24 protein-coding genes are annotated in these 24,521 nt (G+C 36.8%); 5 read left to right on the plus strand and 19 right to left on the minus strand.

Features of this window, described 5'->3' with window-relative positions; genetic code table 11:
- Nucleotides 1-5 precede the first annotated feature (5 nt).
- The 10 genes from H9650_RS03310 to ytxJ all read right to left on the minus strand — a co-directional run bounded on the left by H9650_RS03310 (nucleotide 6) and on the right by ytxJ (nucleotide 10,421).
- Nucleotides 6-245, minus strand: a complete 240-nt coding sequence (locus H9650_RS03310) for an EsaB/YukD family protein (protein ID WP_151111032.1) — start codon at nucleotides 243-245, stop codon at nucleotides 6-8.
- Between the two features lie 114 nt (nucleotides 246-359).
- Nucleotides 360-653 carry a WXG100 family type VII secretion target gene (locus tag H9650_RS03315; RefSeq protein ID WP_144537407.1) on the minus strand — a complete coding sequence of 98 codons (294 nt, stop codon included), beginning with the start codon at nucleotides 651-653 and terminating at the stop codon, nucleotides 360-362.
- Between the two features lie 722 nt (nucleotides 654-1,375).
- Nucleotides 1,376-2,215 carry a 3-hydroxyacyl-CoA dehydrogenase NAD-binding domain-containing protein gene (locus H9650_RS03320; protein WP_191696699.1) on the minus strand — a complete coding sequence of 280 codons (840 nt, stop codon included), beginning with the start codon at nucleotides 2,213-2,215 and terminating at the stop codon, nucleotides 1,376-1,378.
- Between the two features lie 205 nt (nucleotides 2,216-2,420).
- Nucleotides 2,421-3,605 (minus strand): acetyl-CoA C-acetyltransferase, encoded by a 1,185-nt coding sequence (locus tag H9650_RS03325; RefSeq protein WP_191696556.1) that lies wholly within the window; start codon nucleotides 3,603-3,605, stop codon nucleotides 2,421-2,423.
- Between the two features lie 9 nt (nucleotides 3,606-3,614).
- Complete coding sequence (locus tag H9650_RS03330) at nucleotides 3,615-5,111, minus strand: class I adenylate-forming enzyme family protein (protein WP_191696557.1); 1,497 nt, start codon at nucleotides 5,109-5,111, stop codon at nucleotides 3,615-3,617.
- 31 nt (nucleotides 5,112-5,142) lie between these two features.
- On the minus strand, nucleotides 5,143-5,727 hold the full coding sequence (locus H9650_RS03335) for a TetR/AcrR family transcriptional regulator (protein WP_225215874.1): 585 nt from the start codon (nucleotides 5,725-5,727) through the stop codon (nucleotides 5,143-5,145).
- A 21-nt stretch (nucleotides 5,728-5,748) separates the two neighbouring features.
- The gene (locus H9650_RS03340; RefSeq protein WP_191696559.1) at nucleotides 5,749-6,897 is read right to left on the minus strand and encodes an acyl-CoA dehydrogenase family protein; all 1,149 of its coding nucleotides are present in this window, start codon (nucleotides 6,895-6,897) and stop codon (nucleotides 5,749-5,751) included.
- A gap of 237 nt (nucleotides 6,898-7,134) precedes the next feature.
- A complete protein-coding gene (locus H9650_RS03345; RefSeq protein ID WP_191696560.1) occupies nucleotides 7,135-8,916 on the minus strand; it encodes a mechanosensitive ion channel in 1,782 nt (593 codons plus the stop codon).
- 329 nt (nucleotides 8,917-9,245) lie between these two features.
- Nucleotides 9,246-10,073, minus strand: a complete 828-nt coding sequence (locus tag H9650_RS03350; protein WP_191696561.1) for an STAS domain-containing protein — start codon at nucleotides 10,071-10,073, stop codon at nucleotides 9,246-9,248.
- A 15-nt stretch (nucleotides 10,074-10,088) separates the two neighbouring features.
- Nucleotides 10,089-10,421, minus strand: a complete 333-nt coding sequence (ytxJ, locus tag H9650_RS03355) for a bacillithiol system redox-active protein YtxJ (protein ID WP_144537390.1) — start codon at nucleotides 10,419-10,421, stop codon at nucleotides 10,089-10,091.
- A 260-nt stretch (nucleotides 10,422-10,681) separates the two neighbouring features.
- On the opposite strand from ytxJ, the gene H9650_RS03360 reads away from it, so the two are divergent.
- Both H9650_RS03360 and H9650_RS03365 read left to right on the plus strand, forming a co-directional pair.
- Nucleotides 10,682-11,167, plus strand: coding sequence for a YusW family protein (locus H9650_RS03360; RefSeq protein WP_191696562.1), 486 nt, complete (start codon nucleotides 10,682-10,684; stop codon nucleotides 11,165-11,167).
- A gap of 245 nt (nucleotides 11,168-11,412) precedes the next feature.
- Nucleotides 11,413-11,892 (plus strand): YusW family protein, encoded by a 480-nt coding sequence (locus tag H9650_RS03365; protein ID WP_144537386.1) that lies wholly within the window; start codon nucleotides 11,413-11,415, stop codon nucleotides 11,890-11,892.
- A gap of 96 nt (nucleotides 11,893-11,988) precedes the next feature.
- Here the strand turns inward: H9650_RS03365 and H9650_RS03370 are convergent, their stop codons facing one another.
- Complete coding sequence (locus H9650_RS03370; protein ID WP_144537384.1) at nucleotides 11,989-12,456, minus strand: divergent PAP2 family protein; 468 nt, start codon at nucleotides 12,454-12,456, stop codon at nucleotides 11,989-11,991.
- A 285-nt stretch (nucleotides 12,457-12,741) separates the two neighbouring features.
- The gene (locus tag H9650_RS03375) at nucleotides 12,742-14,862 is read right to left on the minus strand and encodes a hypothetical protein (protein ID WP_191696563.1); all 2,121 of its coding nucleotides are present in this window, start codon (nucleotides 14,860-14,862) and stop codon (nucleotides 12,742-12,744) included.
- A gap of 357 nt (nucleotides 14,863-15,219) precedes the next feature.
- On the opposite strand from H9650_RS03375, the gene H9650_RS03380 reads away from it, so the two are divergent.
- Nucleotides 15,220-15,558 carry a DUF5658 family protein gene (locus tag H9650_RS03380; RefSeq protein WP_144537380.1) on the plus strand — a complete coding sequence of 113 codons (339 nt, stop codon included), beginning with the start codon at nucleotides 15,220-15,222 and terminating at the stop codon, nucleotides 15,556-15,558.
- 32 nt (nucleotides 15,559-15,590) lie between these two features.
- On the opposite strand, the gene H9650_RS03385 is transcribed toward H9650_RS03380, so the two are convergent.
- The 5 genes from H9650_RS03385 to H9650_RS03405 all read right to left on the minus strand — a co-directional run bounded on the left by H9650_RS03385 (nucleotide 15,591) and on the right by H9650_RS03405 (nucleotide 21,167).
- On the minus strand, nucleotides 15,591-16,598 hold the full coding sequence (locus H9650_RS03385; RefSeq protein ID WP_191696700.1) for a M23 family metallopeptidase: 1,008 nt from the start codon (nucleotides 16,596-16,598) through the stop codon (nucleotides 15,591-15,593).
- A gap of 138 nt (nucleotides 16,599-16,736) precedes the next feature.
- Nucleotides 16,737-17,438: a gamma-glutamyl-gamma-aminobutyrate hydrolase family protein gene (locus H9650_RS03390; RefSeq protein WP_144537378.1), complete on the minus strand. Its 702-nt coding sequence runs from the start codon at nucleotides 17,436-17,438 to the stop codon at nucleotides 16,737-16,739.
- A 70-nt stretch (nucleotides 17,439-17,508) separates the two neighbouring features.
- Entirely contained in the window at nucleotides 17,509-18,465 is a 957-nt protein-coding gene (locus H9650_RS03395) for a dipeptidase (RefSeq protein WP_151111053.1), read from the minus strand.
- Nucleotides 18,466-18,585: 120 nt separating this feature from the next.
- Nucleotides 18,586-20,007, minus strand: coding sequence for a serine hydrolase domain-containing protein (locus tag H9650_RS03400; protein ID WP_151111055.1), 1,422 nt, complete (start codon nucleotides 20,005-20,007; stop codon nucleotides 18,586-18,588).
- Between the two features lie 203 nt (nucleotides 20,008-20,210).
- Nucleotides 20,211-21,167, minus strand: a complete 957-nt coding sequence (locus tag H9650_RS03405) for a bile acid:sodium symporter family protein (RefSeq protein WP_144538228.1) — start codon at nucleotides 21,165-21,167, stop codon at nucleotides 20,211-20,213.
- 107 nt (nucleotides 21,168-21,274) lie between these two features.
- Here H9650_RS03405 and H9650_RS03410 point away from each other — a divergent pair, with 107 nt between their 5' ends.
- Both H9650_RS03410 and H9650_RS03415 read left to right on the plus strand, forming a co-directional pair.
- Entirely contained in the window at nucleotides 21,275-22,084 is an 810-nt protein-coding gene (locus H9650_RS03410; RefSeq protein ID WP_191696564.1) for an alpha/beta fold hydrolase, read from the plus strand.
- A gap of 20 nt (nucleotides 22,085-22,104) precedes the next feature.
- Complete coding sequence (locus H9650_RS03415) at nucleotides 22,105-22,869, plus strand: Yip1 family protein (RefSeq protein ID WP_151111059.1); 765 nt, start codon at nucleotides 22,105-22,107, stop codon at nucleotides 22,867-22,869.
- 131 nt (nucleotides 22,870-23,000) lie between these two features.
- Here H9650_RS03415 and H9650_RS03420 read toward each other — a convergent pair whose 3' ends face one another.
- Nucleotides 23,001-23,192 carry a hypothetical protein gene (locus H9650_RS03420; protein ID WP_151111061.1) on the minus strand — a complete coding sequence of 64 codons (192 nt, stop codon included), beginning with the start codon at nucleotides 23,190-23,192 and terminating at the stop codon, nucleotides 23,001-23,003.
- A 15-nt stretch (nucleotides 23,193-23,207) separates the two neighbouring features.
- The gene (locus H9650_RS03425; protein WP_191696565.1) at nucleotides 23,208-24,428 is read right to left on the minus strand and encodes a helix-turn-helix domain-containing protein; all 1,221 of its coding nucleotides are present in this window, start codon (nucleotides 24,426-24,428) and stop codon (nucleotides 23,208-23,210) included.
- Nucleotides 24,429-24,521 lie beyond the last annotated feature (93 nt).

Below are 24,521 nucleotides of genomic sequence, written 5' to 3' on the forward strand. Positions count from 1 at the left end.
TCTCCTTAAATGATTTCAATTCGATCGCCGGTCGTAATTCCACAGTCAGACATAGTTAAATGCCCTGGAAACAACTTATCTTTGTTTACCACGCGTATCCAATGTCCTTCTCGCTTTGGTTCTGAGATGGAAGCAGCCTGCCAGGCAATATCAATCATTTTTTTCATCGTGTAATAATCGGATAGCCGGAGGTCAATAATTTTCCCGTTATACTTAGAAAGGTCTACTGTAATCTCTATATACACAAATCTCACCTCTCGAAAATAGTATTAAAGCTAACCAAAATAGAAGAAAAAGAAGGAAAAGCGCCTTCCGCAGTGGAATGACGCTCTATGTTTTCATCCTTCACATTGCAACTCTTACCCTCTGATTTGGCTAGCAATTTGTTGGTCAGCATCTTGAAGAGCTTGACCAGTACGACTTAATTGCACACTAACCTCACTTAAAAGCTCACGCATATCGTTGAAATGCGGTTTAAGTCTTTCATATTGTTCTGCAAAGGCTGCACTAGAAGCACCCTCCCACATGGATTGCAATTCGCCAATCATTCCATCCAAACGGCCGATTTGAGAAGCAACCTCACTTGACTCATGACTGTAACGTGATGACATAGCATCCAATTCTGCTGGTGTTACGCGAATAATTCCTGACATTCATTACATCTCCCTTGTGTTTAAGTTTTTTAGCAATTTATAAAATAACTGTGATAGCTAACGTAAAGAAGTTCTTTATGTTCCTCCACAGGTACTTCCTCTTTTTACTGCTTTATCCAATTAGATTACAAATATTTTACATAAAATAATTGCTAATGGATATATTTTACTTTTTGATACTTTCTGCCATGAATTATACTAAATAAATCCAATTCTTATAGTCTTATCCCCCTGTTCGGCAATCTATAAACCTATTAATAAAAATATTTTTTTAAGGGGTATAAAACACATTATTTCCATTGCCTAATATAATAAATAACATTCTCTTTTTAAGGAGTCAAAGAATTCCAAAATTGCTATTTTTACTTTCTAGCACTAATAACTCACAGACTTTCGTCACGTTTTTTTAATAATTAAAATTTATAACAAATTTCTAGCTATTATCACCATAAAAACTTTTTCTAAATATCAACATTTTATTATCCTTAACATAAACCAAGTAATTTGCCTCATTTTCTGTAATATAGCATCACCCAAATATCTTAGTTCAAAGATACTTGAACCTATGACAAATCCCAACACAAACTCAATCCCTAAACACCCTTATATTACAAAAGTGTTACAGGTGCCAGGCACCTGTAACACTCCTGACACGATTATCTATTTAATATATAGAACTGAAAAAACCATCATCTATTTTTTAATAGATGATGGTTTTTAATTTAGTAAGTATAGAACCCTTTGCCAGTTTTTCGACCAAGTTTACCCGCCCTTACATTTTTTCTAAGTAGAGGTGGGACTCTGTATTTGCTGTCTCCAGTTTCTTCAAACAATGTTTCTGCTACTGATAAAAGTGTATCTAAACCAATCAAATCAGCTAATGCTAGTGGACCGATTGGTTGGTTTGTTCCAAGCATCATACCTTTGTCTATATCCTCAGCGGTTGCGATTCCCTCGCCTAAGACAAAAATTGCTTCATTGATCATAGGAACTAGAATACGGTTAACAACAAATAACGGAGCATCTTGTATCGTTATACTTTCTTTCCCGATGTGCTGGACTAACCCTTTCACCATTTCATACGTCTCATCACTTGTATCAGAGCCTTTTATAATCTCTACTAGCTTCATCACAGGCACTGGGTTGAAGAAATGCATTCCGATCACTCGGTCCGGACGCTCAGTTGCTGCTCCTATTTCTGTTATGCTAAGGCCTGAAGTGTTAGAAGCTAGAATTGTCTTTGAATCACAAATAACATCTAATTCAGCAAACACTCTTTTCTTTATTTCGCTGTTTTCTAATATAGCTTCTATTACGATGTCTAACCCTACTAGCTTTGTTTTATCAGCTGTAAATGTGATTCTACCTAGCACCTGTCCAATTTCACTAAATTCTTTGTTCTCTTTTTTATAGAGTCTCCATAAATTAGCATCAATCTTTGAAGCTGCTGTTCTCAGTGTTTCGTTGTCAATATCGCATAGCGTCACTTCATGCCCTGCTGAAGCCATCACTTGTGCGATTCCGTTCCCCATGGTTCCTGCTCCTAATACACCAATCTTCATCATGGTTACCTCCTAAAACTCTAAGATGTTCTTTCTAACTTCTCTTTTGATATAACTATTTAAAGCCACTTCAATTATCAGAAAATTGCCCGATAATATTATTATACTTCCAATAGAAATACTTATCTAGCGAAACATGATAAATATTGGTAAATTATTATTAGCCCTAGGGACAGCTTATAGAATCCTTGCATAAATTTCTTCCTTAGCTTACATTTTCAATAATAATAGCAATACCTTGACCGCCACCGATGCAAAGGCTGGCTATCCCATACTTTAACCCTCGTCTTTTTAGCTCATATGCCAAAGAAATAAAGATACGTGTTCCGCTCGCTCCAACAGGATGTCCCAAAGCAATTGCTCCCCCATTGACGTTAGTCTTTTCTCTGTTAAGACCTAATTCTTTTTCCACAGCTAAATATTGAGAGGCAAATGCTTCATTTATTTCTACTAGATCCATATCCTCTAAAGTTAAATCTGCTCGAGAAAGTGCTTGTTTAATTGCTGGAACGGGTCCAATTCCCATTATGGAAGGGTCTACGCCAGCTATGCCCCAAGACACAATTTTTGCAATTGGCTTTAGCCCATGCTTATCTACAGCTTCTCCGCTTGCAATCACTACTGAGGCAGCACCATCATTAATGCCGCTTGCATTACCAGCAGTAACTGTACCGTCCTTCTGAAATGAAGGCTTTAATGAAGCGAGCTTTTCTGCCGTTACCTGACCTTTAATATGCTCATCCTGATCGACTAAAGTTGTGCCCTTTCTACTCGATACTTCAACGCCTACGATTTCCTCTGCAAATCTACCAGACTCTTGTGCATAGGCTGCACGTTTTTGACTAAGTAGAGCAAACTCATCCTGTTCTTCTCGTGATGTTCTGTATTGTTCTGCTAATTTCTCCGCAGTCAACCCCATACCACTTCCGATGTACTCATCCGTTAACGTGCTCAGTACCATATCTTCGTACTTCATTGTTCCCATTTTGCTACCACCAAATCTAGCAGTAAAGTTTGCATAAGGTGACATCGACATATTTTCTGCACCACCAGCAAGAACTATATTAGCTTCTCCCAGCAAAATCATTTGAGCCGCAGAAACAATAGATTGACAACCGGAGCCACATAGGCGATTGACATTCATGGCTGGAACCTCAATTGGTATTCCTGCTTTTAAACCGATATGTCGAGAAAGAAAAGCGGCGTTGGTGCTGGAATGTATGACATTTCCGTAAATAACATGATCTATTTGGTCCGGTTTAACTTGTGACCGCTCCATCGCCTCTTTTGCAGTTACTGCTCCTAAATCATCCGCTTTTACACTTGCTAGGGACCCACCAAAACTCGTAAAAGCCGTCCTTGCACCATCAATTAAAAATACTGTTTTCATATTTTCCTCCTAACCGTTTCGAAGAGAATTCTTCAAAACCTTTCCGCTTGCATTTCTAGGCAAGCCATCAATGAAATCTACCTCTGCTGGCATCTTAAATTTCGCTAAATGTTTGGAACAAAAAGCTAAAACCTCTTCTTCCGTAATTTGCTGACCGTCTTTAATCACTGCAAACGCCTTCGGAACCTCCCCGTAAACCGGGTGAGGGACCCCTATTACAGCAGCCTCTAGCAGTTCAGGGATTTGATACAGTATCTCTTCGACCTCGACTGGATACACGTTTTCACCACCGCGAATGATCATATCCTTTTTACGATCTACAATAAAAAGCAGACCCTCTTCGTCAAACTTCCCAAGGTCCCCGCTATATAGCCAGCCATTTTGGATAGCTCTGTTTGTCTCTTCCTCATTCTTTAAATAACCCTTCATGACCTGAGGACCTTTTATAACTATTTCTCCAACCTGCCCAGTCGGCAAAGACTCACCAAACTCATCGACAACTTGAACTTCGGTCAGCGGTAGAGGTTCTCCAACTGAACCCACTTTTTCCAAAGCATAATAGTCCTTCAACGTAGTTGCAGCTGGAGAGTTTTCCGTTTGACCATACAGATTTTGTACATTTACCGTTGGAAATAAAGCCTTCACCTTTCGAACAACTTCATAGGGCATAGGAGCAGCTCCATAAGTCAATAACCTTAAGTGAGGAAGCTTCATCTGCTGAATTTTTGGTGTGTTTAATAGAATGCTATACATTGCTGGAACGCCAAAGAAAATGGTAATTTTCTCTTTCTCCATCGTATTTAACGCTTGCTCTGGAGAAAAAGCCTCTTCTATGACAATAGTTCCTCCCGCATAAATAACTGGAATGCTAAATACATGACTTGCTGCACAATGAAACAGCGGAGCTACTATTTGCATTCTATCCCTTCCATTCAGCTCCATTGCCTCTCCCCATATTTGTGCCGTCGAATATACATTCTTAGCAGATAACATTACTCCTTTAGGCTTGCCAGTAGTTCCTGAAGTATAAAAAATCACACTTGTTTTCTCTTCCATTGGTGGTACTTCATTCATCTGTATACTCGAGTCTCCAAGGATGGCTTCTAGCGTGTTATCTCCACCAACCTCAAGTACATCATGAAAACTTTCAAATGTCTCCGTAATTTCATTTAGCACAGATTCTAATCGAGCGTCATATATAAGGGCCTTTGCCTCCGAATGCTTGAATATATACTCTATCTCAGGAGCAGCTAACTTGGTGTTTACTGGCATCACTGTAAAACCACCTAGCTGACATGCGTAATAACAAACTAAAAAATAATCGGAGTTTTGTAGGTATAGGGCGATAATATCCTCTTGTTTATAGCCTTTTTCTTGAAAGTAACCAGCTAGACGTTTTGCTTGCTCATAAAACTCCCTATAGGTTGTCTCTTTTCCATTGAATTGCGTGATAATGTGATTAGGTTGCTCCTTTACATGCCATGCCAATTTTTCAGTAATAAACATATTAACCAATCCCCTTTTTAATTGATTAGACTTACTTCATTACTTTCAATAAATAATCACTATAAATATTTTGCAATTCTAAAAGAGAATTCTCTCCATCTTTCTTGTACCATTGCTGAATCCAGTTTAAGGATCCCAATAAAAGCATTCTTGCCATCTTAGATTCTTTAATGCTAAACTCTCCACAGTCAATTCCTGCTATAATAACGCGATCGAACCAACTAGCGTATTCATTTCTTTTCTTCAAAATCGGATGAAGCTGATCTGTAGAAAATGTTTCATCTGGCTTGATTATCATGTTAAAGGATTCCTTCTCTAGCACCGCATATTTAATATGAACAGCAATCATTTGGCGAAGTATTGCTTCATTAGAAATACAATTATGAAAAACCTCTCGAAGCTCTCCGATGGCTTGTTCCAGTACTAGCTCATGACATTGGAAAATAAGATCTTCCTTATTTTTAAAATAATAATAGAGTGATCCCTTCGTCATTTGTAGCTCAGCAGCTATTTCTTCCATCGTGGCTCGCTGATATCCCTTTTCATTCATAATTTTGACCGCTGATAAGATAATTTCCTCTTTCTTCTTCCTGATTTTATTCTCAGAGAGCGTCAAAATAGAACCTCCTTGCATGCCTTATAGATCTAACTTTTTAGCTATAATTGTTTTCATAATCTCCGTCGTACCGGCGTAAATACTAGCTACTGGAATATCTCGATATCTTCTAGCAATCTCATACTCTTCCATATACCCGTACCCACCGTGAAGATGTAAGCACTCTGCTGCAACACGTTTTGCCATTTCACTAATCCACCATTTGGCCATAGAAACTTCCTTGACTAAATCTTCCCCATCAATATGACGCGCTGTCAATTGGTTCATATAGGTTCTTCCGATATCAATTTCCGTTGCTATTTCAGCAATTTTAAATTGGGTGTTTTGAAATTTACTAATAGACTGTCCAAAGGCTTTTCTACTTTTTACATAATCTATCGTGATTCGAAGCATTTCCTCTGCTTCCACCTGGCATTGACTAGCCACAATCAGTCGCTCTTGTTGAAGGTTTTGCATTAAATAATAAAACCCTTTGCCCTCTTCCCCAAGTAAATTTTCTACTGGAACTTTGACGTCCTCAAATATTAATTCACCAGTGTCTCCACTATGAATCCCAATTTTATCTAACTTCTTTCCATGCTTGAAGCCCTCCATCCCCTTTTCCACAACAAGTAAGCTAATACCTCTGTGAGCAGGCTGAGCGGTTGGATCTGTCTTACAAACCACGATAGCAAAATCAGCTATCGTACCATTTGTGATAAAAGTCTTTTCTCCGTTTAAGATATAATGGTCACCATTTAGACGTGCAGTTGTTTTGATGCCTGCCAAATCAGAGCCAGCACCCGGTTCAGTCATACCAATCGCATTTATTAGCTCCCCACTAACACAACCGGGTAGCCATCTTTGCTTTTGCTCTTCTGTTCCAAGCTCCGCGATGTAAGGGCTTACAATATCAGAATGGAGGCACATACCACTAGCTAAACCCTGTCCAACACGTTCCAACTCTTCTATTAACACCATAGAATAAGAGAAATCCAAGCCTAATCCGCCATATGTCTCATCGACCCAAGGACACAAGAAACCATTCTCCCCCATCTTAGTCCAAAAGGAACGAGGTATCTCTCGCTCAGCCTCCCATTTCTCATAAAAAGGATAAGCCTCCTTATCTAACATCTTCCTTAAAGACTTTCGAAACAGCTCATGCTCCTCTGTTAAAAACGTACCCTTCATTCAATCACACCCTCTCGTATATTATTCAGAAAATTGTCATTATTATTTATTATATAGATTAGAGAAACAAAATAAAACTAAAAATTGAACGCCGTTCAAATTACAGATATATTACAGGTGCCAGGCACCTGTAATATATCTGTAATCTAGCTCCTACTATCAATCAATTAAAATATCGCATCATCTGTTGCACAAGAAAACACTCTAGCAATTAATGCTAGAGTGTTCCTAAAATGCTTAGTTATTCGGTTTATTATTATCATTTGGAGGCAAGTCCTCATATGGATGTAAGTCATCCGTTGATGGGATATTATAGCCTGTGCTCGGAGAATCCTCTTCATGAGCTTGCTTCATAGGATTTCCAGTTGGGTGGTCTTCGCCAGTTTGCTGATCAAAATCACCTACTGGTTTGACCTCGTCAATGTGAGGTCCTTTTCCTCTTTTTAAACTCTTTTCCGCTTCTGAAGGATCGCGGAAATTCTCTTTAAATGATTCTTTTATGCCTTCTTTTTCTGTTTCATATCTTTCCTTCGAAACATCAGCTTCCTCAATGCTTTTTTCCATTTTACTCAAGTAACGAGATGCGTGCTCGCGTCCACCTAGACCAAACGCTAGGCCAAATGCTAGTGCAACTCCTCCAAGAATTAATATAAAAGCAGAGTTAATGATTGCTGCTGCGATCCCTAGCTGACTCAATGCCATGAAAAACGCAAATGCTAGAATAGCATATTTAGCAACGTAGCGTAAGAAATGTGGAGTTCCTGAAGAATGCTTCATCACGCTTCCTACTAATTTCTCTGCTAGATTAGCTAGCCAGAAGCCTACCGCCAATATAACTACCGCTGCAATGACATGTGGTAAATAAGCAAATATTGCCGTAGCAAGGGTTACCATGAATTCTAGGTCTAACACTTGTAATGCTTCAACAACAAACAATAAAATAATGACAACCTGTACGATAGTACCAATTATACCCGCAAACGAGGGTGCTGAACCTCCAGTAGAAGAAAAGCCCATTTTGCCAAAGATAGAATTGATTCCTAGGTTTTGCAGTAAAGTAACAACTACATCTTTAATCCACTTAGCAACTACAATACCAACAAGAACAAGCACAATTGCTACGAAAATCTTAGGTAGCATTGCTAAGATATTATTTAACATTGCAATCGCTGGTTGTGATATTCCTTGTAAATCTAAAATTTCGAGTGCTGTAATTGAAACTGGAATTATAATCAGTACGAATACAATAATTCCTGCAATCTTAGAAATACTTGTACCTTCTATGAAACTAGAAAGCTTTAATTTGTCTGCTAGTTTATCTGCTCCAGCAGCCTGTAGAAATTTTTCTACTAAAGTGCGAACAAGCTTAGCCACAAACCATCCAATAGCAAACACGATTGCTGCCGACACTAATTTAGGAATGAAATTAAAGAAGCTAGCAAGCATACCTTCAAAAGGTCCACTCAATCCATCAATTCCAAGTGCACTTAATACTGCTGGAATGAATAAAAGGAAAATTAAATAATACGCAACATTCGCTGCAGTATCTGTCCATTTTACTTGGTCTACCTTTGAAGGATCTCCTCCAGTTTTCATAATGTATTTATTTAGGCTAAACTTATTACCAACCATTTTAATCACTTTTTTAACTAACGTAGCTAGAACCCATGCAAACAGTAAGATGAGACCTGCTTTTAAAATATTTAATATAGCTTCTGTAATCCCTGAATACATAGATACAAATGGAGATACTAAGGTACCCATGTTTAGAATAGAGAAGAATAGAATAAATGCAAAGATTAGAACAATAAAGAATACTACCTTGCTAAGTATTTTCTCTACTGACCACTCCCCTTTAACATTTCCAAGACGTTCATTTACTCGATATTTTCTTAAAAGCTTAAACGTAGCATTTTCTAGTAGCTTGGCTACAAAAAATCCTATTAACAAGACTAATAATGCTAATAAAAACTCTGGTAAGAAATGAAGAGTGTCCCTCCAATAGAATTCATCAAACATTCTGTGTCCTCCTTTTGTTTGTTAAATGTTCACAATAACCAATTACCCTTAGCTTTATACTTCAAACTATAAATTCTCAATAATTTATTAAAAGTAAAAATACCCCACTTTATATTCAAAAATGAAAACCTATTTCCCCCCCTTTTCTTATTGCTTTATGTACAAAAACAAATCCTCTTTCTTCCTTATTCCAACTTATTTGAAGTTGTATGTCTTTGGACAGAGAAAGTTTCTTAAGACCGATTAAACACTTTTAAAATAGTTTAGACTCATCTCCATCTTGCAATTAAAAATACTAACAAAAAAAACCGTTCCAGTAGAACGGTGAATTAGAGTTTTACACTTTCTATCGCTTGTTTGACACTTCCAAAGGTTTGAAAAGAAGAAAAATCTATACCTGCTTTAACAATTACCATTGATAAGTTAGGACGGATTCCTGTAAACAGCACTTTGATACCAAGTAGCTGAAGCACATTGTGAATAGCAAAGATATGTTGGGCAATTTCTTCGTCAATGGTTAAAATACCTGAAAAATCAATGATTAATACATCAATATTCATGTTGGGAATAGTAGGAAGGACATAAGATAACAAATGCTGAACACGAATATAATCGATTGCTCCAACAAGCGGAAGAACTGCTACTCCACTTTGAATTGGAACGATTGGAGCACTTAATTCATTGATTGCTTTTTGATGTTCTCTCATCATTTGGTCTTTAAATCCCTCGTAGGCATACATCTTATCTACGAGCCACACATCAATTAGATGGCTAACTTGGTTGTTAATATTCACTATGTTTTCAGCTGAAATTTTTAGCTTTAAACACACTTCATTGATATATTCCAAAAAGATAGACTTACTTTTCACGTTCGGCTTAATATAAGCAGAAAAGCTATAAAAATCTGCTATCCCTTCTTCTTTAACTTCCTTAATCCAACTAACTAATTGTTCCTCTGCAAGCGCTCTTGGTTTAGTTAAAGCATCACCAAGAATGGCAATGAGCTGTTGATTTTTATTTTTATTGATCAAATAGGGTTCAAGCTTAATATTTTTTTCTATACTATTTAATTCTGCTAATATTCGTTCTGTAAGCTCATCACCAATGGATTCTGCATTTTTTACTAAATACTCGCTTACTGTTAAAATCTCGTTCATTTAAGTACACACCCTCTAGAAAGATTCCGTGGCGTTAGCTAGTTCCTTTTTTGTAATCTTCCAATGTGATGCCCCCCAGGAGGCCTTCCCATCTACAATCAAAAAGGACTGTGGAGACTCATGTTTAACTCCAAGATCATGTTCTATCTCATTAGACACAGCCCTGCTTTCAATTACCTTCACTAAATATTTTTCCACTGGCGATTCAAAAGAAGTAAACTCCGCATATGCATGAGCGCTAACCGGACAAGTAGTGCTATGTTTTAAAAGTAATAACTTATGGCTTTTTGACTGTTCCAACACATCTTTCCACTCTTCAATATTTGTGATTTCCTTAAAATTGGACACTAAATCACCTTCCTTATTCCTTACTCTTACCCTCCATAAGCCACTTTAAACAATTATTACAAAAGTGTTACTGGTGCCTGGCACCAGTAACACTTTTGTAATAAAAATATCCTATCAAACAAAACTCATTCTTACGCTCTTTGCTGTTAAAAAGGTACAGTATTTGTACAAATCATCAATCCTGATTAATTATTGTTTAGGGCTCTATCAAGAAGAGAATATTAAATATATATTAAATACTTTAGAAATGAGGTTTACCAATGAAAAATAGCTTAGTTTCTTCATTATTTTTGATCTCTACTTTGTTGCTCTCAGGTTGTGGGGATAGTAAAGAGGATACTCAAGCAATTCCGGAAGGCATGGCTTCAGATCCAAAACAAGATGCAACTGTTGAACAGCCAGCTAATGTGGAAGAGCAAATTAAAGATCTTCCATATAATAAATTAAAGCTAGCTATCTATACAAAAGAAAATAAGGATGCAACTGTGCTAGCAGAGTTTGATAAAAAAGACGGTGAAACCGAGGCTATATATAGTAATGATTATGCTTCTACCGATCTTAAGGGAGACCCTGCATTTGCTCTTTTACAGCCCATTCTCATCGAGCTTCAGTTAAATCAAGAGATGAGCGAAGAGGAAGTTATTCAGCATGTGATGAATACTTTTGGAGCGGAAGATTATTCTAGCTTCGAATTGGAGATTGACTATGCGGGGGGAAAAGAAATTAAATATAATCGAACAAAATAAAACAAGCCTAGCTTGGAGAAATCTTGAATCTCCCATGCTAGTTTTTTTACTTTAGTGACCATGTTAAAATTATCCGCATTAGCTAACTAGAACTCCATTCACTGATAGTATTTTACCGCTTCAATAGATTATGACCATAGTTTTTAAAAATAGCTTCATTAATAAATGGTAAATAATTGTTTAACCTATATTATATTTGGATATTAAAAGAATAGGCACTATAACGTCTAGGAGGGAATATTTAAATGATATATAAAAAACGAACGTTAATAATGGCATCTATATTTTCCACTGCCTTGTTGTTAGGAGCTTGTGGTGATAATAACGATGACAAAGATGAAAATGTCTTAAAATCGGACGTTGTTGAACCTAATCCAGAAGAAAAGTCAGGAGAAGCAATTTCTGAACCTGAAACGGATTATGGATTTCAAGAATTTACATTAACCATTGATACACCTGATAACCAGAAATCTGTAATAGTCGAATATAAAGTAGATTCTTCTTCAGCAGTGTATAAAAATATGCATACTGCTGTAAATACAGAAGGAGATGGAGCTGCAGAAACGCTAGACCCAGTCTTTAAGGAATTAAACCTGAAAAAAGACATGAACACCGAAGAAGTTGTGCAACAGGTTACAGCAGCATTCGAAGTAGATGAATATACAGCCTTTAACTTAGATGTACAATACGATGACGGTGAAACCATGAATTATACAGTTAACTAAAATACAAAGTGCCAAGCGGACATTTTTTCCCCTTGGCGCTTTTTTATATTTCAAGTATATTACAGGTGCCAAGCACCTGTAATATACTTGGCATGGTTATCGGTCTTCGAAACGGGCGCATGCAATGCCAAATACTGTGCCTAGGGCTGCTCCCGCCAACACTTCGATTGGTTGGTGACCTAGTAGCTCTTTTAGTTCTTCTTCTCTTTGAACTAATTCGAAGCTTGGAAAATTTCCAGAAAGCGCCACGACATTGTCCTCTAGGTCGTTTACTAGTTGTGCAATTTCCCCAGTGTGACGACGAATACCTTGTGCGTCGTACATGACGATTGCACCAAAAACAACGGCTAAGGCTGTTTCTGTGTGTCGTGTTCCTTTGTTGGCTGCTACATATGATGCAAGGGCTGCAACACCTGCTGAGTGAGAGCTTGGCATTCCTCCTGTTGTAAATGCCTGCTTGATGTCCCATTCCCCTGTTATTTTTTTATGCGTGAGCACCTTTAAACCTTGAGCCAAACCTATTGCCGATAAAGCAGTAATAATGCCTCGATTCATTTTTGTCATCTATGCAACCTCCATTGAACTATGTATTTTATTGTTTTAAGAATAATTAATTATAATTATAGCCTTATTAAAGTACCCTATATACAGAAAAATAATCTTTCCAGCTATAAGAAACACGTAAATATATATAACTCTTATACATTTAAATAGGCTAACCTCGAATATTATTTCTCCAATCACTAGCTTCTTCCTATTTATCTTCGAGTGAAAAGATATACAATTTCTGCTTTCTTATAAATTAAAAAATCTCTTTAAAGCACTCGGCTCTAAAGAGATTTCCTTATATTATTGTTCCTCGTCTTGTACTATATTAGATGTCTCTGGTGCTTCGAATATTACTTGTAAGCCTACCTCTAATCGCTGTGCAGGAGTGCTGTTAGACACCTCCACTGGCAGCTGGAAGAACTGACTAGTTAAAGAAGCTGTACCAGGTTTTTTATAGTTAGTGAACTGAAATGGTCGAACATCCCAAGAAATTGCCACTGTATGCTCATCACCATCCGAATCAACAATAGTCGTTTGCTTCGGCAGTTGTGCAAGGAACTCATCGTAAGTAATGTCAGAAGGAACTGTTAAAGGCTCTAATGGATTAATAGATTGTAAAGTAACCTCTGACTTTAAAACAATCTTTACATAAGCCGTTTTATTCTTCGTAATTACCAGTGGATTGGAGTCTGCATGATAAGTTGTTTCTTTATACGCTTCTCCTAATTCAATTTTGTCTACACTCATCGTATCTAACGTATCGAAATGAATCGTGTAAGCACCTTCTGGAATGTCCTTCATTTGATACACATGCTTCTGATTACTTGGCGTGGTGCCTACTTGATAAACTTTATTTGTCTTTTTATTCTTCAAGCTAAAGTTGCTAATATTGGTGAAATCTATCTTATTCATAGAGGAAGTGCTATCTCTGAATAAGCTGACTTGTGTATTCCCCTTTTCAGGTTCTGCAAAAGTCACTTGAATTGTCATATCTAGACGTTGTGCTGGCGTACTATTAGATACCTCTATAGGTAAACTGAAGAATTCACTGGAAAGGGTCATAGTCCCCGGCTTTTTATAATTTTCAAATTGAAAAGGTCGTACGTCCCATTTCAATGCAACAGCATGTTCCTCGCCTGTTGAATCGACAATTTTACCTTGTTTTGGTAAGGCTGCTTGGAACTCCTCGAAGGTAATATCATAAGGAACAGTTATGTTCTCTAATGGTTTAATATCCTGTAATGTAATCTCTGATTTTAATACAATTTTTACATAAGTCGTTTTATCCTTCGCAATTACTACGGGATTAGTATCTGGGTGGTAGACTGTTTCTTTATAGGTATCTCCAAGGTCAATGCGCTCTACAAGGAATACGTCTGGAGTATTTACCTCGATCGTATAAGAGCCCGCTGGGAGGTCCTTCATTTGAAATACATGCTTCTGATTGCTTGGAGAAGTCCCTACATTATAAACTTTGTTTGTTTCTTTATTCTTCAATGCAAAATTAGAAACAGTTGCAAAGTCAATTTTATTCATAGAAGAGGTACTATCCTTGTATAAACTTATGTGAACAAGACCTTTCTCAACCTTTACTTTAGCCTTTAGTGTAAGCTCTACGGAATGCTCAACCTTTGTGCCATCAGCTCTAGTCAACAACATTACAACTGTGCCTGACTTCGCTTCTTCACCAATTTCCGGCTGTACAATTCGACCGTCTACAACCATACCCTCAGGTGTAGATGTTAATGCCACTGAATAATCTTCACCAATTAAAGCTGATATTTTATCGAGCAAAATATCTCCTTCTACCAATTCTCCAATTGTGCTTGGAGTAATTTTAGCCGTCTCTGCTTCAGCAGCTTTCAAATCAGCTACTTCCTTAATTAGCTTGTCCGAGTTTGTAACTAAAGCTTTTTGATTATTAGTTAGTTTACTATATTCAGCTTGCGCTACTGAAATCGCATTTTTATATTCTGAAGCACTTGAATCTTTTTTAATTTGATCAATTAATGCTACTACCTTTGCAGCAATTAACTTATCTTCCTTAGCCGCTTTTAACGCTATTAATGCATTTTCTGCGTCCACTAATCTAGTTATGTCTACTAGCTTTTTCTGGTTTTTGGTCAACTTCTCATACGTAGCACGGACTACTTTAATAACTTTTTCATCGCTTTCCTTCACCTTAGAAGCTGGAGGTACTACATAGAGCATTGCCATAAATAGCTTTGCTACAGTTTGATCAATTATTGAACTTAAAAAAGGAGACTTAGAAGAAGTCTTCATCGTATTTTCTATTTGGATTTGAGCCTTTTCTACAGTATCAATTGGAGATGCATAAGCTGCACCCACAAAAGAATTAGAAAGAAGAGATATTACTAAGACAAACGCAACTACTATTTTTTTCATATGCTTCCCATTCATCGAATTCCCCCTATTTTGTATGAATCTTCTTTAAATATTATCAAAATTTAATATTTTCCAAAGATATACATATTATTATCAATTCTATCTATCTATACTTTTAATTTCAAGAAAATTTAGTTTATTAATAAACAACCTATGATTCCAAAGGCATTTCTCTTTTCAAAGTAAAAAAATATAAATGTAAAAATATTACTTAAAATATTAAAATAATACAAAAATTTTAATAAAATTAAATATTTCAGGTTATATTATTTTAATTTTATTCCATAAAAAGGGTTAAAAAGATTTTTTAAATGTCATACTACTAAGACTATTTTTTCAAGAAATAAAACAATGTTAAGGAGTTCTTCTCTTATGGACATAAAAATTAAAAACGAGCCTATCGAACAAAATAGGTGGCTTTTTACAACGTTTCTTCTTTTAGTATTAGCTATTTGCGATAGCTTAATCACCCATTTCGGTTTAAGTAACAGCTATATAGAAGAATCCAATCCACTTATGCGCTATGTATATGAAAACAGTGTATTTATATTCTTCTCGATTAAAATCGTTTTGCCGCTTCTGTTTATGTATATTATGACAAAATTAAAGCCTAAAGCTTATTTGCAGCTCCTTATAGCGGGTGCCCTATTCCTTTATGCATTTGTACTGTTCAAACATATATTTTGGTTATATATGTTGTTTATTGCATAAGTAAAATTTGCATGGCGAAAAAAATCCAGCAACTATTTAGCCGCTGGATTTAACTTATATCGGATTTTTTCTTCACGTTCCCATTTTTGCAGTAAAGGAAACGGATCGTAGGCCCATTCTGTACGTCCATTGTATTTGTACATTCCATAATGTAAATGTGGTGCAAACTTACCAGATGTACCTTTCTTGCCGTAGCCAGAACTTCCTACATAGCCGACCACTGTGCCTGGCTCTACAATGCTTCCTTCCTCTATTCCTTTAGCGTAGCCTGAAAGATGGGCATAATAATGATACGTATTATTAACATCTCTAATCCCTACCCGCCAGCCGCCATAGTCATTCCACCCTTTAGTTTCCACTATCCCGTGCGTTGCTGATTTTACTGGAACTCCGCTATAGGCAAAAAGGTCTGTTCCCTCATGCATACGTCTACCGCCCCATCCCCGTCTGTCTCCCCACGTACTGCGGTAGCTGTAGTCATGCCGAATAGATAGTACAAAGGCTCGTTTATCTAAATTTAGCACTTCATATGTCTTATAAATTTTAGCATTCGTCATGATTTGTTTGACCGTTATTTCTTTGTCGTAGTATTCCCTTAAAGCCCTTTGGAAATCCTTTTCAGAATGCACTCTTGGACTTAAATACTGGACAAGCGTAAACATGACGTCCTCATCATTTTGACGATCAGCGAATCCGTCATTATTACCATCTCGACCTTGTCCATCAAAAAATGAAATAGTGGTTAAATTAGTATCATCCCCTAGCGGATTCAGTGGTCCCACCCAAAAGTCATCTGTAAACTGAATAGCTACAACTCCATCACGCTCTGGTAAATCTTTTCTAACCTCTTGAATATTTCTTTCGTATTGGTCCACTGCCGCCAAGTAATACCAAGGTAATGTATCTGTAGAATACCTTATATAATAATCCATCCGCTTGTCTAAAATTTGCTCGCGCGTGAGTTCCTCGGCTGCCGAAACCTCGGAGGTAAAGAACAGAAATAGGAAGCCGATGGATAAAGATTTTACAAGTAAGCGCATCAAATCAAAATACCTCCTTTTTTATTCTTTCAGTAGTTTCCCCAAACAAACTAATTTCATGAATCAAAAATGGAAACATATTTAATGGTCTTTTGAACAAAATAAAAACGACTGTCCAATGTAAGACAGTCGTTAAAGTCAATTTTTACACGCTTCAATAAATTTTTTAAAAATGGCAATGGATGGGGCATCTTCTTTATTTACCAAGCATTCTGGATGCCACTGTAAACCTAATACAAAAGGATGATTTTCACTTTCAAATGCTTCTATAATTCCATCACTAGCTAAACCCGAAATTTTGTATCCCTTAGGAACTTCTCGTACAGCCTGATGGTGAAAGCTGTTTACTTTTATGCGATTTTCTCCAATTATTTGCTTCAGAACTGTTCCTTCATTGACCTGCACATAGTGTGAGGCGTGAGTTCTTGTTGCTTTTTGATCGTGCTGCAGGAGATCTACTTTCACCTGATCGTATATATCCTGATACATATCACCGCCAGCAGCTATGCTTAGGATTTGAGCCCCTCTACAAATTCCTAAGATTGGTTTATTTTGCTCAAGCATCTTTTTAATCAGAGCTATTTCAAATTCATCCCGTTCTGGTACGATATTTCCTAGACCTCTATGGGGCTCTTCGCCAAAAAGAGTTGGGTCAATATCTCCGCCACCTGTTAATAGTAGTCCATCTATTAAATTTGAAATAGACTCAATGACATCGATCTCCATATTTGGTAACACAATAGGGACGCCACCGAATCTTGCAATCGCATGAATATTGTCGGTCGGTACAGAAAGTACAAGATCCGTTAAATTCGAGGAAACACCAATGACTGGTTTCATAGAAACCTCCTTAAAATTTTCCTATAATTATACAATAAATATAAATATAGCGAATAATGTAAAATGACTATTAATTCTTCTGTAAAACAGGTAAATTCATAAAGTTTTTGTAAGCAAATCCCTGTACCTCTTCTTCTGAATAGCATTTCAATAACTCATTTATCAAAACTGGGAAATCAGAGGATTTGTGAAGACCATTTGTATAGAAATCCATGCCATCAAAATCAGAGCCTAATCCAATTCGCTTAACTCCTCCCAACGAACATAGATGATCAATATGCTTGATGAGATCAGATATTTCGGCTGTGTCCTTACCATTAATAAAAGGAGGATAAAAAACGACATGGATATGCCCACCCTTATCAAACATTGCTTTTATTTGTTCATCATTTAAATTTCTTGGATGTTCACATAGATTACTTGTATTCGAGTGAGAAGCAAATGGAAAATTTGCTAGATTCATCACATCCCAAAATCCTTTTTCACTTAGATGCGACACATCTGTTAAAACTTTATGCTCATTGTTTAAGAGCACAACCTCCTTACCAAGTAGCGTTAGTCCTCCTCCTCTTGGCTCTCCTGCTCCATCTGCGCATAAATTGGCATTATTCCACGTTAATCCAATGGAAAGCACACCGAGCCTATATAAATGACGCAGCTTCATCAGATCGTTCCCAAACGCATCTGCTCCCTCTAATGCTAAAATGGCACCAATCTCTCCATCCTTTAACTTTCCTAAGTCCTCCCACTTTTTTATATGCTTCATCCTTGGATTTTTTCCCAACACTTCCGTATAGAACAAATCGATTTGCTCTAAAGCATGTGCCCATTTCTGATCATCTGGTATATTCGGGTAAATAAAAACGGCAAAAAATTGCGCAAGGACATTTCCCTCTGACAATCGCTCAACGTTTGTTTCTATTTCAGGAGCATCCGTAAAGGTAAGGGGATTTACTTGATAAACTCTTCCTCGTTTGGCTAACTGTAGCTTCAACAGTGCATCACAATGCGTATCAATTATCTTCATTTTTTCATTTCCTTTCCCGAGCGAGTTGCTTCTTATTTATTCTCATAATGGAGAGAGTTGCCTCTATAATCGGACCGCTCGCTATCATAAGCAGACACTACAATCTTAATAGGACAAATTTTAAGCGTAACTTTTAAATATTTGACGAGAGCTATAAAAAATACGATTTATTTCCCCGTTATCGTCTTTTAAAAACTCGATTAGATTTTCTTGGTCCTCCAACGTACCGATAAATAAATTACCCTCTATAAATCGGAGAGGATTATTGCCTGCATTAGATATAATAGCCAAACTGCCATCCACAATGTCTACATTAACCTTCATACCTTCACCAGATACGAACTTTCCTCTGTATTTTTGAAGCTTTTCTAAAGGCAAATCTTTGGTTGTAAACTGAATATGCTTTGCAGTTGGCGCCCTACTCTCCAGCACATTTAATGCTCCTAGGAAAAGCTTGTCAGATGGGACATCCGCTAAACTACTTAATAGCACACCAGAAATTCCTTTGTCGGGTAAGATACCCATAAAAGAAGATACTCCCTTCAATCCACCACCATGATTAATAAAGGCTGTTCCAAAATAGTCAGGAACCACACGTAGTCCATAACCATAAAAGCGTCCTTTTTCAAACTCCACATGAGGGTAGATCATCTGCTCTACACTTTGCTCTTGAAGGATTCTCTTATCCCCAGCCATGCCTTTGTTTAGAAAAATATTCAAATACTTAAGTATGTCATTTTGAGTGGATTTCAAATAACCTGCTGCTCTCATAGAAGGCGCATCCCACCATAGGGGAGCCTCATAAACTTCTAGTCCCTTAGAGGTATGCCTAGACATATATAAGCTCGTTACATTATCTTTTTCTTTTATTTTTGATAGGTCAAAAAAGCTATTATCCATTTGAATCGGCTGTAAAATATGTTCTATAATATAGTCCTCATAGGTTTGTCCACTGACACGATTAATGATAATCCCAAGCAGCCCATAGCAATCATTAGAGTAGCTAAACTCCATGCCTGGTTCTCCAAGCAATTGAAAATCTTGATTAGAGATGTAAGAGATTAGCTCTTCGTACGTATCAATAGCCGCCTCCGGATTATTTACTAAATCCAGCCCATAATCCTTGGCCGACGGATCTTGGTCAATGCTTCGCTTCCTAGCATAAACATGAGTTGCAATAGGGGGTAGCCCTGAGGTATGGGTCATTAGATGGTGAATCGTGATTTTCTTTGTTTTCTTTTCATCCTTGGTCTTAAATTCAGGGAGATACTTTACAATTTCATCATGAACAGATAGTTTTCCAGCCTCCTGAAGCTGCATAATCGCAACACAGGTAAAGGATTTTGTCATAGAGGCTATCCCAAATACAGTATCAGCATTGATTGGGAGAAGATTCTCGACATTTCTGTATCCAAATGCTTTTTCATATATTCGTTTGTTGGTTTGGTTAAAAGCAATTCCCACTCCAGGGATCAAATGCTCTTCTATTAAATCATTCGCATATTGCTCGAAAAGATCCATCTTTTCAATTTTGTTTACCATTCTGAAGTCCCCCTTTATTAGCTAGCACATTTAAGCTTGTCCATTCTCTTGGAAATATTTTAGCATAATACTATCTTCAAAAGACTAAATTTTTAGAAAATAAAAATAATATTTTGCTATATCCGTTTGAAAACATAGGACTCTTCATCTCAAATAAGGCAATCGTCCAAAAATATATATGAAGTACAAGGATAAGCTAGAACTCAATCCTCTTGTTGATCTAGCTTATCGTAATACCGTTGTAGAAACCCTTTAAAAATAGAAGCCAGCACTTGTTGAAACAACATCCCAAGAACTACTGGTATGGCTACGGCTGGTTGGAAATACGTAGTTGCTAGCACTACACCGGCACTAATATTGCGCATTCCTCCCGTAAAGGTCATCGCGATAACGGTAACTTTTTCTTGTTTTAATAGCTTTCCAGCTAGAAAGGAAAAGACATAGCCTAATATGGAAATAATAATTACTACTATTCCAAGTCCTATTAACCTATAGTTCTCCTCCAATAAATACGGAGCAACAACTGCACCATTTAGCATGACTACAATACTCATCCCTAATTTCGAAAATGGTGATAGCCTGGCACTTAAAATGTCTACTACCTTCCCCTTGGTCACCTGGTTTAAAATCATCCCTGCAATAGATGGGATAACTATAGTCCAAAGTAAACCAAGCATCATACCCACTGCATTAATTTCCACAGTTCCTCCTACAAGGAGGTCTAGCGTTAGAGGAACAATAACTGGAGAAAGAAGTGCACCTATTAAAATTATAGTCAGTGCTAGCACATTGTTTCCCTTTGAAATTGCAACCCATACAAAGCTCGTAATTCCAGTAGGAATCGCCATGGCTAAGACCATCCCTGTTATAGTTAGGGTTTCTCCCGGGAACATAAGATGACCGATTCCAAGTGAGACTAGTGGCATGATAATATGCAAAATAGTTAATGTAACAAATATTGGTAACGGGTGTAAAACAGCATCTTTAAACGAAGCAAAGTTTGAATTTAAACTTCCGGCAAAGGTCATGAACGCGAAAATCCAAGGTATTAACCAAGCAAAATCTACAATATAGTCAGAGATCAGTACGCCGATAACAACACTTATTGGAATAAAATACGCCATCGTCTTCTCAAGAAATTTATTTATGTGGAACATGATTGCAGCCCTCCCCATCTATCTTTTATGTATTTCATGAACCTCACACAAAAGAATAACCATATCTATTCTTTCATATATTTATATATCGGTTAAAAAGGGAGGCTTATATGGGATATTATATAAAGGTTGAAAAAGGTGTGAATATTTACATAGAGGATGTCAATCCTTCCGCTAATAAAACCATCTTATTCATTCATGGATGGCCAGCTAATCATCAAATGTTTGAATATCAATTCAACCAACTCCCTGTACTAGGATATCGTTGCATCGGCGTTGACTTGCGCGGCTTTGGAAAATCCTCCAATCCATGGAGTAGCTACTCGTACGATCGGATGGCAGACGACATTCGAGTTATTATAGACACCCTTCAGCTAGAAAGTATTACTCTAATCGGTCATTCGATGGGGGGAGCGGTAGCTATCCGTTATATGTCCCGTTATAAAGGACACCAAGTAAATAAACTTACTCTTGCTGGTGCAGCAGCCCCGGTTTTCACAATGCAGCCCGACTTCCCTTATGGCACCTCAGTGGAAGTAGTAAATGAATTATTAAACAAGACTAATAGTGATAGACCTAGGATGGTACAGGATTTTAGTGACATCTTCTTTCAAAGTTACTTAAGCGAAAGTTTCCAACATTGGTTTCAAAGTCTATGCCTAACCGCTTCCGGACACGCAACAGCGAAGTGTCTTGAAACGTTACGAGACGAAGACTTAAGGAGAGATCTCCCTGGGATTCAAGTACCAACACTCATCCTTCATGGTAAATGGGATAAAATTTGTCCCTATGTGCTAGGTGAACTCATGCATGTCTATATTAAAGACTCTACATTAGTGTCATTTGAATATAGCGGTCATGGATTGTTTTACGAGGAAAAAGAGAAATTTAACGAAGAAATTGCAAAGTTTATAGACTAAAATCAAATAGGAGGAAAAAGATGATATGTCCAAATTGTAGTCATGATCAAGTGGTAGGGAATTATTGCTCAGGTTGTGGTAATTATTTGTTAAGACATCAAAGAGAGGCTGTCAAGGAATCGGTAATCGCTACAAGCATTCCCTCAGTCGCAGCAAAAGACCACTTAGCCTCTTTAAAGAATTATGCAAGGCAATATAGTAGCTACTTTATTCGCCAGTTAAAAAGCCCTTCGCATGCATTCAGCAAAGGGGAAGGTGACTACTCAAATGCAGTTGTCAGTATTCTATTATTTGTAGCTCTTTTTTGTATATCTATTTATTTATTTACAATCAATCAACATTGGAGTAATCCACCGAGCTTCCTATCGTCATTTACAGAAATGTATTTCGTCACCATTATTTTAGTAGTGATAGCGGTCCTTTCGATATTTTTTATTAATACTATTTTTGGACCGCAGCATTCTTTTAAGAGTATTATCAGCTTTTATGGTGGGCAGTTACCAATTTTATTAATAGGTGCAACGCTATCCCTTATCCTTATGTTTTTAAAATCATTTTCCTTTGGAAATGGGATTCTTACTATTTGTTTAATTTTGGCTATATTATTTATACCCCTTTATATCATTAGCGCTATATTGACGAGCAAACAAGAAAGCTTTGAACCATTGTATGGATTCCTTTTATATATTGTTCTTTTCTTTATGCTTATGCTAATGATTACTATGATGATTGGCAATCTGACCATTAATAGCTATGTACAAAATTTAACTTATTTGTTGAAGTAGCTGCATTGTTTATTCTTTTAAACGGTTGTTAAATTTTAAGTATGCAATATCAAACTAGCGAAAGGTTTTGCGTAACTGGAGCTAGACTAATATAAAAAAGAGAAACCCAAACGGATTTCTCTTTTTTTAATTCACCCAATAGGTGGATGAATGGGAATGGAATTAGAATCATCTGGACTAAAACTGTGACCAATTGGCGGATGAATTGGAATGGATGATACATCACTTGCTGCGCTAGATCCAATTGGTGGATGAATCGGTATCAGTGTAATCACTACACCTGCTAGTGTAGCCAAAAACAAAGCCTTTACTGATTTTTTCATGGTTTACACTCTCCTCTATCGATTAGTAAGCTGAACTACCTTTTCAAACTTTCCTTCTTGTCTATAGTAATCTGTCAAAATAACTAAAAATTGATGGTGGGCCTCTTTAAAATCCTCTACCCTTGCTGTATAAGGTACTAATTTTTCCTCTAAAAAAAGCATAGCCTTTTCCTTTTCGTTATCTAACAATAACAAGTAAAAGTTTGTGAACAAACGATAATGTAAGACTTTCTGTTTTTTCGTCTCCATTTTCAATAATGTAAAACTCTCCCGGCACTCATCCCATTGTTCCAAACGAAACTGGGTTTGTGCCAAATTATATAAACAGAGGAGATAATTTTCCGTATCTTTGGGGATATTCGCGGCACTTTTTTGAAAGTATTCCACAGCTTGCTTGTAATCTCCCATACGTTGATGGAGATCACCTATATTATGATAAATTTTTGGAAGCAAATGCTTTTGATTTAGCATCTCTATGCTTCTTAATAAATGATTATATGTTTCCAAAGCCTCATTAAAAATTTTGGCACGTGAATAGTTTAAAGCCAGTGACATTAGTGTATGAAGGATTCTCTTAAAATTGTATTGATTGCTATAAAATTGCAAAGCTTTTTTGCCATAAATAATGGCTAGGCTAGCTTCATCCACATGCCCCTTCACTACTGCAAGATGGTAATAAATTTCGCCTTCAAATGTTCCCATTTCTGCTTTATCTTGAATGATTCGCGTTAGCTGCCTGTCTGCCTCTTCATATCTCCCCCTTAACATTAAAATTAAAGCACCAAAGTATAAAAGTAAATACTTCTCATATTGGGAAAAATTTTGCCTTTGTGCATGGAGCCATTTTAACTGATAATCTGCTGCTTCTCTGTTATTTATTAATAAATAATAGCGTAATTTGTAAAGCTCATATAAATAGATAAAGTCCGTAAAAACGATTAATTCTCTATACCCTTCTAGTTGCTTATAAGCATTCTTTGCCTTTTCCTCTTCTAAATAGTGGATATGACTCAAAAACTCTTTTAATAATTCTAGAATATTCCATTCGTTAGCTTGAACGTCCTGTAAGTCGATGCTTAACCGTTCAAGCAACAAGCGGATTGTCTCCACATTTGCTTCCTTGCTATTGTTTTCTATTTTACTGAGATGAGGCACGGAACATATTCCCATGGCAAGACTATTTTGTGTTAACCCTCTTTTTGTACGATAAAATTTGATCAAAGAGCCAATCCTCATGGTATCCCTCCTAATTATTGCAAAATATTATTTCCCAATAAACAAAATATTCAAAACATGGTAGTTTTATTATTGTACTACAAAACTAAAACG

The sequence above is a fragment of the Psychrobacillus faecigallinarum genome, from assembly GCF_014836595.1.
Lineage (GTDB): Bacteria > Bacillota > Bacilli > Bacillales_A > Planococcaceae > Psychrobacillus > Psychrobacillus faecigallinarum.

What these genes read in the sequence shown, in the direction of transcription:
- H9650_RS03420 (WP_151111061.1), bottom strand. Translation starts at nt 23,192, where the DNA reads ATGAAAAAATCAGTAAAGGCTTTGTTTTTGGCTACACTAGCAGGTGTA.
- H9650_RS03375 (WP_191696563.1), bottom strand. Translation starts at nt 14,862, where the DNA reads ATGAATGGGAAGCATATGAAAAAAATAGTAGTTGCGTTTGTCTTAGTA.
- H9650_RS03400 (WP_151111055.1), bottom strand. Translation starts at nt 20,007, where the DNA reads ATGGTAAACAAAATTGAAAAGATGGATCTTTTCGAGCAATATGCGAAT.
- H9650_RS03385 (WP_191696700.1), bottom strand. Translation starts at nt 16,598, where the DNA reads ATGCGCTTACTTGTAAAATCTTTATCCATCGGCTTCCTATTTCTGTTC.
- H9650_RS03330 (WP_191696557.1), bottom strand. Translation starts at nt 5,111, where the DNA reads ATGTTTATTACTGAAAAATTGGCATGGCATGTAAAGGAGCAACCTAAT.
- H9650_RS03345 (WP_191696560.1), bottom strand. Translation starts at nt 8,916, where the DNA reads ATGTTTGATGAATTCTATTGGAGGGACACTCTTCATTTCTTACCAGAG.
- H9650_RS03425 (WP_191696565.1), bottom strand. Translation starts at nt 24,428, where the DNA reads ATGAGGATTGGCTCTTTGATCAAATTTTATCGTACAAAAAGAGGGTTA.
- H9650_RS03415 (WP_151111059.1), top strand. Translation starts at nt 22,105, where the DNA reads ATGATATGTCCAAATTGTAGTCATGATCAAGTGGTAGGGAATTATTGC.
- H9650_RS03370 (WP_144537384.1), bottom strand. Translation starts at nt 12,456, where the DNA reads ATGACAAAAATGAATCGAGGCATTATTACTGCTTTATCGGCAATAGGT.
- H9650_RS03395 (WP_151111053.1), bottom strand. Translation starts at nt 18,465, where the DNA reads ATGAAGATAATTGATACGCATTGTGATGCACTGTTGAAGCTACAGTTA.
- H9650_RS03320 (WP_191696699.1), bottom strand. Translation starts at nt 2,215, where the DNA reads ATGAAGATTGGTGTATTAGGAGCAGGAACCATGGGGAACGGAATCGCA.
- H9650_RS03340 (WP_191696559.1), bottom strand. Translation starts at nt 6,897, where the DNA reads ATGAAGGGTACGTTTTTAACAGAGGAGCATGAGCTGTTTCGAAAGTCT.
- H9650_RS03365 (WP_144537386.1), top strand. Translation starts at nt 11,413, where the DNA reads ATGATATATAAAAAACGAACGTTAATAATGGCATCTATATTTTCCACT.
- H9650_RS03315 (WP_144537407.1), bottom strand. Translation starts at nt 653, where the DNA reads ATGTCAGGAATTATTCGCGTAACACCAGCAGAATTGGATGCTATGTCA.
- H9650_RS03410 (WP_191696564.1), top strand. Translation starts at nt 21,275, where the DNA reads ATGGGATATTATATAAAGGTTGAAAAAGGTGTGAATATTTACATAGAG.
- H9650_RS03390 (WP_144537378.1), bottom strand. Translation starts at nt 17,438, where the DNA reads ATGAAACCAGTCATTGGTGTTTCCTCGAATTTAACGGATCTTGTACTT.
- H9650_RS03325 (WP_191696556.1), bottom strand. Translation starts at nt 3,605, where the DNA reads ATGAAAACAGTATTTTTAATTGATGGTGCAAGGACGGCTTTTACGAGT.
- H9650_RS03350 (WP_191696561.1), bottom strand. Translation starts at nt 10,073, where the DNA reads ATGAACGAGATTTTAACAGTAAGCGAGTATTTAGTAAAAAATGCAGAA.
- H9650_RS03360 (WP_191696562.1), top strand. Translation starts at nt 10,682, where the DNA reads ATGAAAAATAGCTTAGTTTCTTCATTATTTTTGATCTCTACTTTGTTG.
- H9650_RS03380 (WP_144537380.1), top strand. Translation starts at nt 15,220, where the DNA reads ATGGACATAAAAATTAAAAACGAGCCTATCGAACAAAATAGGTGGCTT.